Genomic DNA, 10844 nt, shown 5'->3' on the forward strand with positions numbered 1-10844 from the left:
TTGGGTGCGGGTCAGTGCGAGAAACAAAATGCTGTCACTTGTCGACTTCGAGAACAGGCAGAAAAATATAAACCAAGGAGGTATTTAGGGATACTTGGGGCTAAGATCCTATCATCAAGAAACTTCAGCTTCGCGCTGTGTTTTCGGGATCAGCAGTTATATCAAAGGATCATGAGACCATTGCAGTAGGGCCTGACGTTGCCGTGGTCTACAGAATACGTCACCCGGATAGCAATTGGCTCGCACTTGCCCAGCATGCCTAGCAAACCCTCGCCATCGGCGGATTTGAGTTTGATCGGTGTCGGGTAACCGTCTTCCGAGGTAATAACGGCAATACCATTGAAACCAACCGCGAGGGTCCGGACCGTAGATCCAGCCCTTTTCTTGCCAGACACCCAAGGGTTGGCGGCTCTTAACGCCAAAGAAATTCAAACGGGGGTCCGCTTTTTCGCTGATCTTGGCGTTTCGATACCATTCGGGTGGAAACTCGTTGCGGCAATCGTTCAGGTAGCGGCCCTCGAACACCCCCATTTCAAGCATTTCTTGTGGGGTGTAGCAGGGATTGAAATCACCAGCGAAATTCTTACCGGTAGGTTCTTCCAATTGATACCGATATCCGGTTTGCATACGGTCGCTGACAAAGATTTCAGTCGTCTTGTTCATGTTCGGCTCGGCTCTGTAAAAATCGTTTGAGTTGGCGCACCGCTTGTTTTTGCTGGGCGCAATCTTAGACGAGTGGCAAGCAGGACGCGTCCCTGGCAACAGCACTTTGTCGATGACGTGGGTAACTCCATTGTTGGCCATAATGTCAGCAATTACGACATTTGCCCTTGCACCAGTTCCATCAGCAATCGTTACGCCGCCACTGCCGATGAGAATCCGAAGAAACTTGGGTCACATGGGTAATATCTTGCGCGTTAAATGCGGAAGAGAGGTTGAAGTAAGCGTGGTAGAAGCGAATTGAACCGCAATGGCGCATCCGTGGCAGCAAGACAAATGCAAGGTGCACCAGCATCGGCAACCGGTGTGTGTTCAACGGCTTGATCCGCCACTTCAAGATCACCGACACCAAACCGTCCGGTTTCATCGCTAAAGCTGCCCTGCAGCACCAACGTCAGTTCCAAGCCGCTATGGCTGTGATCAGGCACGGCGCGCCCCGGCGGAATATAAAGCAGACGTACAGACCCATCTGTCCCATCCGACAAAATACTCTGACGGACCCCCAATCCAAGGGATTTCCAGCGCGGCGGCTTACCATTCAATGCTTCCATCACCGGGCCGGGGTAAACGCCTGATCGTTGGTAAACCGGTTTTGAGTCAATCGGCGCATCCAACAAATCAAGCACATTGGCTTTCAATCCTGCTGATACGACTTCGGCGCTGCTCGTTTCCAAGACCGCGCCACCTGAGGCCAGATGCGCTTCGTATGTCGCACGACAGTCCAAACACAGCGAAATATGTGCGGCCACGGCTAACGCAAAGGGCTGCGGTAGACTTCCTGCTGCATAGGCCGCCAGTAGGGCGTCAGGGACGTGGTGTGTGATCGTAGTCATCTTATCGTAGTTCCTTCAGCTCGTGCCGTAGCTTTTCAAGGCCCAGACGGATACGGGATTTGATAGTGCCAAGCGGCAGGCCGGTTTGAGTGCTGATCTCTTGATGCGTAAGCTCGCCAAGGTAGGCTTTTTCAATCATTTCGCGTTGGTCCGGCTTCAGTCGCCCCAATGCATTTTTTAACTGCCCAGCTTCTTGCTCAACCGCGAGTATCTGGCTGGCGTCGGGCTCTGCGCTTGGATCTTCACCCAACTCTTCTGGTAGCGGCTTATTTTCCTTGCGGATAACATCGATTTGGCGATTGCGCGTAATCTGATAGATCCAAGCGGACACCTGCGCGCGTTCAGGGTCGAATTGGTCTGCCTTTCGCCAAACGGTCAGCATGACCTCTTGTACAATCTCTTCGGCCTGCCCAGATCCAGTGCCAGAGCGCATGATGAAACCCTTGAGCCTGGGCGCAAAATGATCGAACAATTGGGCAAAAGCATCGCGGTCCCGATCATTGCGTACGGCAATCATTGCTGCCGTCAGAGACGATATCTGTGGGGGCGATTGCTTCACCTGTGAACGGTCCTTTCGCGGAGCCAATATAGGGCGCCGATCAGCTTGTTCTATAAGTGTGCATTCTGTCAACATACCCCCATTACGGAAGCGACTAAATTTTGGATCATTTTTTGATCCGAATTGCGTGAAGGCACGTAAACTAGTTAAACAACCAACCGGAGTTTCAATGTCTTTAGATGCCGCCCCGATCCGTCCGCAGCGCATTGCCATCATCGGCGGCGGTATATCTGGCCTAGCCGCCGCACATCTTCTTGCCCCCCATCACGCGGTCACCCTATTTGAGACCTCGGCACGGTTGGGCGGCCACGCGCGGACAGTGATGGCCGGCGTCAATGGTGATCAGCCTGTCGATACGGGTTTCATTGTCTTCAATTACGCGAACTACCCGCACCTGACGCGCATGTTTCAGAATCTAGACGTACCGGTCGTGAAAAGTGATATGAGCTTCGGTGCCTCGATAAATGGCGGAGAGATCGAATACGGGTTGCGCGACCTGAAAGCGCTGACCGCGCAAAAACGCAACCTGCTGCGGCCGGGGTTTGCCCGGATGGTACGGGACATTTTGCGATTCAATGACAAAGCCGAAGCGCTGGCCACGGACGATAGCGCCACCATCGGCGATTTGATGCGTGATCTGCAGTTAGGCGACTGGTTTCAACGCTACTACCTTATGCCGCTTTGTGGGGCGATCTGGTCGACCCCGCCGGATGAAATTCGCGGCTTTCCAGCCCGCGCATTGGTCCAATTCTTCCGCAACCATGCATTGCTGAGCCCTTCGGGACAGCATCAGTGGTGGACGGTGGACGGCGGCAGCATCGAATACGTGCGTCGGTTGGAACATAGCCTTCGCGGGCGTGGTGTAGCGATCCGCACGGGAACCGCCGTGCAAAGTGTCAGCCGTAACGCGCATCAAAGCATCATACACAGTAGCGCTGGGCCACTTGCACCGTTCGATCAGGTGATTTTCGCCTGCCATTCGGATCAAGCCCTCCGCCTTTTGGAACAGCCGACGCCTCGGGAGCGGGCAGCGTTGTCAGCTATCCGATTTCAAGACAACCAGATGATCCTGCACCGAGATACGACCCAGATGCCAAAACGCCGGGCAGTCTGGTCGAGCTGGGTTTACAAAGCAGACACGACCAAACCGGAACCCGCAATTGGTGTAACCTATTGGATGAACCGCCTGCAAAATATTCCATCTACTGACCCACTTTTCGTTTCGTTGAATCCATCCGTGCCCGTGCCTGACGAACACATCTACGATCAGAAAGTGTTTCGACATCCGGTGTTTGACGTATCGGCCCTAGCCGCGCAGCGGCAGCTGACCGAAATGCAGGGCCAAAACAACACTTGGTATGCTGGGGCGTACACGCGGCACGGTTTTCACGAAGACGGGTTTGCCAGCGCTGTTCGCATCGCCCGCATGATGGATCAACAAATCGCATGATAAGACAGATAGAACATATCTCAGGTGAGACGACACACACCCGCCGCGGCGATATTAAGCATGGGTTCCGCTATAGCGTCGATTACGTTTTGATCGACGCCGAAGCGCCTACCCTTGGGCCGAGGTTATTTTCACGTAATCGCTTCAATTTGGCATCTGTGCAGGACCGAGACCATGGCGGGTTGTTGAAGAAAGGTCGTGGGGCTGCATGGGCGCGCGAGGTTCTCAAAGCGCATGGGCTTGCTAAAGATAACGTCCAAATCTTGCTTCTGACCCAGCCTCGCATTCTTGGCTACGTCTTCAATCCGGTCAGTTTCTGGATGGCGGTGCAGGGCTCTGAACTTGTTGCAGTCATCGCCGAGGTGTCAACACCGTTTGGCGACCGGCACTCGTATTTGTGCCACCTACCGGGCTTTGCACCCATCACTTCGTCTAGCCGCATTACCACCCCGAAATCCTTACATGTATCGCCATTTCAGGAAGTTAAGGGGCAATATGAGTTCAGATTTTCTATTCAAGCAGACCAGATCGCTATTCGCATCCTTCACACCAATGGTGCAGAGGGCGTCATCGCCACGCTTTCCGGCCCCCGTGCGCCTTTAACAAACGTCGGTTTGATCAAAGCTGTAATGCGCCGGCCCGTGGGTGCGCTTCGAACAATCACGCTGATCCACTGGCAGGCACTTCGCCTAAAGCTAAAGGGCGCGCGATATCGGACCCGCCCAACACCCCCAAAGACTGAGGTCACATAATGCTTTTCCTGACAAAACGCGTGAAGCGCGATTTCTTGGACACTTGCGGCCAGATCAGTTCGGGCAGCCTACAACTGCGCACACCTGAAGGCGAGATTTACAACTTTGGCCAAGGCGCTCCAGTCGCTGACATGCAGATCAACGACTGGTCCGTGGTCACGGCTATCGCATCGCGCGGCGACATCGGTCTTGGCGAAACATATGTTGCAGGGCTCTGGGATACATCCTCGGTCGAGGACCTTACCGCTGTTGCGTTGAAAAACCTCGAAGAATTTCACGGCTTCGCCTACGCTGGGTTCTGGGCCAGTTTAAAGTTCCGCGTGGCAAACCGCCTGCTGCGCTCCAATTCTTTGAAAGGTGCCTCGCGCAATATTCGGGCGCACTACGACGTCGGTAATGAATTTTATCAGCTTTGGCTCGACGAGAGCATGACCTATTCGTCAGCGATGTTTGCGCCGGACGACAATGACCTTGGGCGCGCCCAAACGCGCAAATATGACCGTGTATTGAACCAGATCAGCGATGCCGAACGGGTGCTAGAGATCGGCTGTGGGTGGGGCGGCTTTGCCGAACGAGCCGCCGAAACCGGCCGTCACGTGACGGGGTTAACAATCTCCCCAAGCCAAAAAGGCTATGCCGATGCGCGGCTCGACGGCAGGGCGGAAATCCGACTACAGGACTATCGCAACAGCGCGGGGCAATATGACAGCATCGTCTCCATCGAGATGATCGAAGCCGTCGGTGAAGCCTACTGGCCTACTTATTTCGCCACGTTAAAGGCCCGGCTAGCCGAAGGTGGGCGGGCCGTTATCCAAGCGATTACTGTACCCGATGACTATTTTGAAACATATCGGCGCAGTGCTGATTACATCCGGCAATATACCTTTCCAGGTGGCATGTTGTTGTCAAATGCAGTGATCGCCGATCAAGCGCAGCGTGCAGGCCTCGCGGTAAGGGCCAGTCATGGGTTTGGCCAAGACTATGCCCGCACCTGTGCTCAATGGAGCGATCGACTAACCCGGCAGTCGGCCAACGTAAAAAAACTGGGCTACGGTGACGAATTCTTGCGCAATTGGCAGTTTTACCTCGGTATCTGTGCGGCGTCTTTTGCGGTGGAACAGACGGATGTCGTTCAAGTGGAACTAGCCCATGCCTGAACGTGAAACCATATGGGTAATTGGTGCCAGTGACGGAATCGGTGCCGCCCTCGCGCAAGAATGGTCCAATCGTGGCGCGCGCCTGATCCTATCGGCGCGCACATATGACAGGCTGGAGGCTCTGGCGACAGGCTTGGGGCCAGAACACGTACCGCTTGCCCTTGATGTTTCAGACCGTTCCAGCATTGATGCCGCCGCCGCCAAGATTGCCAAGATCGGCGCTTTGGACCGTATTGTGCATCTGGCGGCCATTTATGATCCCGGAAAGATCGCCGATCTCGACGCTGAGCGGGCGGCGCAAATTGTTACAACCAATTTGACCGGTAGTTTTCATATTGCGCAGGTCGGCCCAAAGTTGCTGAAGGATGGCGGACAACTGGCGCTATGCGGCTCGGTGGCGGGTTATATCGGGTTGCCCCAAGGTCAAATATATTCGGCAACCAAGGCAGGTGTGATCAACTTGGCGGAATCTCTGCGCGCAGAACTTTCCGGTCAAATCGATGTGCGCCTGATCAACCCCGGCTTTGTCGACACCCGACTGACACAGCGCAACGATTTCCGCATGCCCGCGATGGTAACGCCGCAACGCGCGGCGCGTGCGATCATTGATGAGCTCTGTTCAAAGCGTTTCGAAGTCCATTTCCCGCGCCGTCTGACTTGGGCTCTGAAACTTCTGAGCGCCCTACCTTATTGGGCCGCTATGCCGCTCACCAATAGGCTTACAAAATGAAACGACACCTCGCTCTCGTTGTGCTGATTAGCACGCTGACGTTCGTCTTTTCGCCACTGGCAACACGCGGGTTCAACGGCTTCACGCCAGATCAGTTTCCTGTCGTACAAATCGATCCACCTGTGCAGCCGGCTGGTTACGCCTTTTCGATTTGGGGGGTGATCTATCTGTGGCTTCTTATCGGGGCGGGGTATGGGGTCTGGCGTGCAGCGGACGACCCTGGCTGGCAAGCGATGCGAACTCCGCTTGCAATCAGCCTGATCATTGGAACTTTTTGGATAGCAGCCGCGAACGCCGCGCCAATCCTCGCCACGTTCATGATTGTGGCGATGGCTGCTCTGGCAATCCTAGCCATGCTGCGCGCAGGCAATTCCCATCCTTGGTTGCAAGTGCGACCTGTTGCGCTCTATGCGGGCTGGCTGACTGCGGCCTCCGGCGTGGCAATCGGCGTCTTGCTGGGAGGATACGCAGTAGTGTCAGCACAGAGCGCGGCGATCATCTGTCTCATTTGCGTTTTGGCCGTTGCCTTGAAAGTGCAATCAGCCCGACCGCGCGAATGGGGTTACCCCATAGCCGTCGTGTGGGCACTGCTTGGGGTAATTGTTCAAAACGCATCCAACGCGAATTGGCCGGTGATCGCGTTGGCCACCCTTGGCATCGCTGCACTGGTGCTTCGCACCATGCTCTCATTAATGAAAGGCCCGAGCACATGAACATCCTGATACTCTACATTTCAACTGCGGTGATCTTCTTGGTCGCCGACGTCGTTGGATTGCGCTTCATCGTCAAGCCGGTGTTCGATCGCCATGTTGAACATCTGTTCGTTGATCCGTTTCGTATCGTACCGGCCGCTATATTCTATCTTGGTTATATCGCTGGCATCTTGTGGTTCGTGTCGGTTCCAGCCCTACGTGCTGGTGATCCGGTAGCGGCATTACTGGGTGGCGTTGCATTGGGGGTCTTTGCTTATGGCACCTATGAGTTCACGAACTATGCGACATTACGCGATTGGTCGTTCGAACAAGTAGCTGTCGATACGATTTGGGGAGGCGCCCTGACAGGGTTTGCTGCTTGGACAGGCGTAATGGTGACCCGCACGATGGGATGAGGGAACGCGAAGATGCCTTAGAAACGTGGTCCCTAAATTCCAAAAACAGTGGCGTTTGAACACAAAAACACGCGTCCACGTCAGTTTAGTGGCCTTCCCGATCCGCCCAACCCGCGAATGTGCGTTCTAAAAAGATCACCGCATAATACAAAACAATGCCAAGAACGGCCAAGGCGATCAGCACGGCGAACATCAACGGGTAATCACCGTTCGTCTCACCAGACTTGAATAGGGCCCCAAGCCCACGCCCATGTGGGCTGACGATCTCGACGAGGTTCGTGCCAATAAAGGCCAGCGTTGCAGATACTTTGAGAGCGCCGAAGAATTCTGGTAGCGTCTTTGGCAGGGCAATCTTACGAAAGATCGTAAACCGAGATGCACCCAGCGCACGCAAAATGTCACGGTATTCAGGCTCTAACGTCGAGAGGCCGATGCCGACAGAGACCGCGATCGGAAAGAAGGAAATCATGAAGGCCATGAGAATGGTGTTAAAATCATGCTGGCCGATAAAAATAAGCGAAATAACCGGCACCAATGTTGCTTTTGGGATCGCATTAAAACCCACGAGCAAAGGATATAGCGCGTCTCGCGCAAGCTTTGAGAAGCCGATAATCATCCCGATCAACGTGCCAACGATCACGGCCAATAACAGCCCCACAACCGTGCGCCAAAGCGTCTGCCATCCCATGAGTAAAAACAGTTCTTTGTACTTCCAGAACGCTGGCGGAAGGTCCGAGGGGGACGCCATTTTATAGTTGGGCCAGCCGTTGGCCCAAACCAACAGCTCCCATAATCCAAGAAAGATCAAAATGGCGAGGACGGGGGTGGCGATTTTGCGAAGCATTAGACCCCTCCCTCATCGGCACGCCCTTGAGCGATCTTGATCTGATCGCGCAGGATGTGCAGCATTTCGGCGGCTGGCGGGGTAAACAAAGCGTCCAGTGTTCTATCGGCGGGCAGATCGACATCCATCACGTATTGCGTGCGCGCTGGGCGTCCCGACAGCACGATCACTTGGTCGCCAAGAAAGACACTTTCGCGCAGATCGTGGGTGATCAGGACGGCCGTGAACGGTTCCGCAGCACGCAGGTCGCGCATAGTTTGCCACAGGTCTTCACGGGTAAATGCGTCAAGCGCACCGAAGGGTTCATCAAGGATCAAGACCTCGGGTTTATGCACAATCGAGCGACATAATGATGCGCGTTGACGCATACCACCGGACAATTCAGAAGGGCGCTTGCTTTCAAATCCGGCAAGCCCAACCATTTCAAGCAATTCCATCGCACGCGCGGTACGGTCTTTTGTGGGCATCTTGGGCGCCACGATTTCAAGCGGCAAAATCACGTTGTCCAGAATGGAACGCCACTCAAGCAGCACTGGATTTTGAAACGCCATACCCACGGTTTTACGCGGACCGGTGACGCGTTCGCCATGTAGCCAAACTTCGCCTTCGTCGGGTTTCATGAGGCCAGCAACCAACTTGGTCAGCGTGGATTTTCCGCAACCAGATGGGCCAACAACAGCGGCAAAGGTGCCCGCGGGAACAGCCACATCCAGCCCGTCAAGCACAGGCAAAGGCCCGCTTGCCGTTTGATACGCATGGCGCGCACCTTTGATTTCAATGAGATTTTCGATGGGAAGGGTGCCTTTGAATGTGGGGGCACCACGACAGCACCCCCTCAATATCTTATTTTAGCATGAGGCTGCCATCTGTCGGCAGATAGCTTGGATCGAAATAGAGCACAGGATCAGGATCGTTCACGAACTCATAAACCGACTTCGTCTGCTCGATTGCGTTTGCCATACGGTCGGTATCAATACCGCCCATGCCGTTTTCGATGACGTAATCAGTCAGGACGTTTGCGTCGATTGCCATTTGCAGTCGCTCGGTTTCAAGCGCGGCGTCTGCGGCAGGGTTACGCTCCATCAGTGCTTCGATGGCCACATCTGGCGTTGCAATGGCGTCTGTCCACCCCATCGCGACCGCGCCAAGAAACGCAGTGACCGCCTCTGGGTTGGCCTCTGCGAAATCGGTGTTGACGATGATCGCGTTGCCGTACAGATCAACGCCATAGTCCGCCATCAGCAGCACTGAGATATCTTCCTCTTCGACGCCCAAGCGTTTCAGATTGAGCGTTGACGAGAATGAAAAGCCAGTGATCGCGGCGACGTTGCCTTCGGCCAGCATCGGTTCGCGCGTCGGGAAACCGACGGGTTCGACTGTGATCGCATCCACGTCAATTCCGGTTTCAGCCGCAAAGATCGGGAACTGCGCCCAAGCCCCATCGGGGGGTGGCGCGCCAAGGATTTTGCCCTCGAGGTCGGATGGTTCGCTAACCCCCAAGGACGGGCGACCAACGACTGCGAAAGGCGGCTTATCATAAACCATCATCACGGCAGTCACAGGGGCGTCAGGGTTCTGATCAAGGAAACGCATCAGCGAATTGATATCTGCGAAACCCATCGGGAATGCCCCTGTCGCGACCTTTGGAATCGCGTCTAATGAACCGGCACCTTCGCTAATTGTCACGTTTAGGTCAGCCTCGGCGAAGTAGCCTGAATCCAATGCGTGGAAATACGGAGCCGACGGTCCCTCAAATTTCCAATCTAGTGCAAATGGTATCTCGGTCTCAGCCAGTGCAGGCGTTGTGAGTACTGCGGCAAAAGCCGCTAGCAGCGTTTTTTCCAATTTCATTAGATGTCCTCAAGTTTGGGCGATTTATAGCTCGCCCGCGATTTGGTCAGAAACGCCTCTGGGTTCCCAGAAAAGGTGTACCCATATTTATCGGAATTCAATTTTTGTGACGCAAAATGAGCAAATCGCTCAGATATGCCTATTTTTTCAACAAACCATGAAGCCGAAACGGATGTCGCCAGTTTCAGAAGGAATGAATAACCCCTAGCATTGTAGACGCTTTGCTTGATGATTTTGGAAGCGTAGAAACAGTGACGTCAGGGGCTAGATTTACGGATGAATTCAAGCGAGATGCGGTCGCAGATCGGCAGCACCGTGCAGGACGATCCCATTCCATTTGGTTCTTGGCTCGTTTGGTCAAGCACAAGAAGAAGTGGCGAACTCGAGGAAAGTCCTTTCTGGACAAGGCGTGGCCAAGAGAGGCTATCTGCCAAACATCTGAAACTTCGCAAAGGTTCATGTCATTGGCAGAGGAGGCCACGGACAATTTTGACGAAATTGTTTACGCAATACTGCCGTTTCTGGTGCCAATCAAACGTCTTGATATGCACCACTACACTCTGAAAAAGATGATACGGAAAACGACTCGAACTTACCGGTGACATACCCCGAGGCAACTCTTGATCTGCTGGACCGTGTCGTGCCAAGCGAGGCTGTGTGCGTTCATGATGCTCGTGTCCTCTTGGACGCATCATAAAATCAGGACGTTCTTGAGGTAAGTTGCTATCTATGGGGTCAGATGCAACGCTTACAATGTAGCACCATTGTAGCACCACGCATTTCGGTCGAAACGCAAATATCGCCCCGTAGGGCGTTAACGTATTGATATTACTTATCTAA

12 protein-coding genes are annotated in these 10844 nt (G+C 54.2%); 6 read left to right on the forward strand and 6 right to left on the reverse strand.

What is annotated here, in order from left to right; all coding sequences use genetic code 11:
* Positions 1-156 precede the first annotated feature (156 nt).
* Genes Yoon_RS17530 through Yoon_RS17540 form a run of 3 tightly spaced genes read right to left on the reverse strand, consistent with a single transcriptional unit; the run spans position 157 to position 2070 of the window.
* Positions 157-879: a fasciclin domain-containing protein gene (locus Yoon_RS17530; protein ID WP_370642220.1), complete on the reverse strand. Its 723-nt coding sequence runs from the start codon at positions 877-879 to the stop codon at positions 157-159.
* 38 nt (positions 880-917) lie between these two features.
* Positions 918-1553: a ChrR family anti-sigma-E factor gene (locus Yoon_RS17535; RefSeq protein WP_238114068.1), complete on the reverse strand. Its 636-nt coding sequence runs from the start codon at positions 1551-1553 to the stop codon at positions 918-920.
* A 1-nt stretch (position 1554) separates the two neighbouring features.
* The gene (locus Yoon_RS17540; protein ID WP_238114086.1) at positions 1555-2070 is read right to left on the reverse strand and encodes a sigma-70 family RNA polymerase sigma factor; all 516 of its coding nucleotides are present in this window, start codon (positions 2068-2070) and stop codon (positions 1555-1557) included.
* Positions 2071-2281: 211 nt separating this feature from the next.
* On the opposite strand from Yoon_RS17540, the gene Yoon_RS17545 reads away from it, so the two are divergent.
* The 6 genes from Yoon_RS17545 to Yoon_RS17570 are packed head-to-tail and all read left to right on the forward strand — an operon-like array spanning position 2282 to position 7309.
* The gene (locus Yoon_RS17545) at positions 2282-3562 is read left to right on the forward strand and encodes an NAD(P)/FAD-dependent oxidoreductase (protein ID WP_238114069.1); all 1281 of its coding nucleotides are present in this window, start codon (positions 2282-2284) and stop codon (positions 3560-3562) included.
* Positions 3559-4314, forward strand: a complete 756-nt coding sequence (locus tag Yoon_RS17550; protein WP_238114070.1) for a DUF1365 domain-containing protein — start codon at positions 3559-3561, stop codon at positions 4312-4314. Before Yoon_RS17545 ends, Yoon_RS17550 begins: the two co-directional genes overlap by 4 nt.
* Complete coding sequence (locus Yoon_RS17555) at positions 4314-5471, forward strand: cyclopropane-fatty-acyl-phospholipid synthase family protein (protein ID WP_238114071.1); 1158 nt, start codon at positions 4314-4316, stop codon at positions 5469-5471. The genes Yoon_RS17550 and Yoon_RS17555 overlap by 1 nt, the downstream gene beginning before the upstream one ends.
* Complete coding sequence (locus Yoon_RS17560) at positions 5464-6201, forward strand: SDR family oxidoreductase (RefSeq protein ID WP_238114072.1); 738 nt, start codon at positions 5464-5466, stop codon at positions 6199-6201. The genes Yoon_RS17555 and Yoon_RS17560 overlap by 8 nt, the downstream gene beginning before the upstream one ends.
* Positions 6198-6914 carry a tryptophan-rich sensory protein gene (locus tag Yoon_RS17565; protein ID WP_238114074.1) on the forward strand — a complete coding sequence of 239 codons (717 nt, stop codon included), beginning with the start codon at positions 6198-6200 and terminating at the stop codon, positions 6912-6914. Before Yoon_RS17560 ends, Yoon_RS17565 begins: the two co-directional genes overlap by 4 nt.
* On the forward strand, positions 6911-7309 hold the full coding sequence (locus Yoon_RS17570) for a DUF2177 family protein (RefSeq protein ID WP_238114076.1): 399 nt from the start codon (positions 6911-6913) through the stop codon (positions 7307-7309). Before Yoon_RS17565 ends, Yoon_RS17570 begins: the two co-directional genes overlap by 4 nt.
* 85 nt (positions 7310-7394) lie before the next feature.
* Here Yoon_RS17570 and Yoon_RS17575 read toward each other — a convergent pair whose 3' ends face one another.
* The 3 genes from Yoon_RS17575 to Yoon_RS17585 are packed head-to-tail and all read right to left on the reverse strand — an operon-like array spanning position 7395 to position 10004.
* Positions 7395-8153 (reverse strand): ABC transporter permease, encoded by a 759-nt coding sequence (locus Yoon_RS17575; RefSeq protein ID WP_238114078.1) that lies wholly within the window; start codon positions 8151-8153, stop codon positions 7395-7397.
* Positions 8153-8944 (reverse strand): ABC transporter ATP-binding protein, encoded by a 792-nt coding sequence (locus Yoon_RS17580; RefSeq protein ID WP_238114089.1) that lies wholly within the window; start codon positions 8942-8944, stop codon positions 8153-8155. Before Yoon_RS17580 ends, Yoon_RS17575 begins: the two co-directional genes overlap by 1 nt.
* A 52-nt stretch (positions 8945-8996) precedes the next feature.
* Positions 8997-10004: an ABC transporter substrate-binding protein gene (locus Yoon_RS17585; RefSeq protein WP_238114080.1), complete on the reverse strand. Its 1008-nt coding sequence runs from the start codon at positions 10002-10004 to the stop codon at positions 8997-8999.
* Positions 10005-10844: the final 840 nt, after the last annotated feature.

The sequence above is a fragment of the Yoonia sp. I 8.24 genome (assembly GCF_022096995.1).
GTDB lineage: Bacteria > Pseudomonadota > Alphaproteobacteria > Rhodobacterales > Rhodobacteraceae > Yoonia.

Excerpts from the sequence above, each read along its gene's own strand:
- Yoon_RS17535 (WP_238114068.1), bottom strand. The coding sequence starts at position 1,553 with ATGACTACGATCACACACCACGTCCCTGACGCCCTACTGGCGGCCTAT.
- Yoon_RS17540 (WP_238114086.1), bottom strand. The coding sequence starts at position 2,070 with ATGATTGCCGTACGCAATGATCGGGACCGCGATGCTTTTGCCCAATTG.
- Yoon_RS17545 (WP_238114069.1), top strand. The coding sequence starts at position 2,282 with ATGTCTTTAGATGCCGCCCCGATCCGTCCGCAGCGCATTGCCATCATC.
- Yoon_RS17550 (WP_238114070.1), top strand. The coding sequence starts at position 3,559 with ATGATAAGACAGATAGAACATATCTCAGGTGAGACGACACACACCCGC.
- Yoon_RS17555 (WP_238114071.1), top strand. The coding sequence starts at position 4,314 with ATGCTTTTCCTGACAAAACGCGTGAAGCGCGATTTCTTGGACACTTGC.
- Yoon_RS17560 (WP_238114072.1), top strand. The coding sequence starts at position 5,464 with ATGCCTGAACGTGAAACCATATGGGTAATTGGTGCCAGTGACGGAATC.
- Yoon_RS17565 (WP_238114074.1), top strand. The coding sequence starts at position 6,198 with ATGAAACGACACCTCGCTCTCGTTGTGCTGATTAGCACGCTGACGTTC.
- Yoon_RS17570 (WP_238114076.1), top strand. The coding sequence starts at position 6,911 with ATGAACATCCTGATACTCTACATTTCAACTGCGGTGATCTTCTTGGTC.
- Yoon_RS17575 (WP_238114078.1), bottom strand. The coding sequence starts at position 8,153 with ATGCTTCGCAAAATCGCCACCCCCGTCCTCGCCATTTTGATCTTTCTT.
- Yoon_RS17585 (WP_238114080.1), bottom strand. The coding sequence starts at position 10,004 with ATGAAATTGGAAAAAACGCTGCTAGCGGCTTTTGCCGCAGTACTCACA.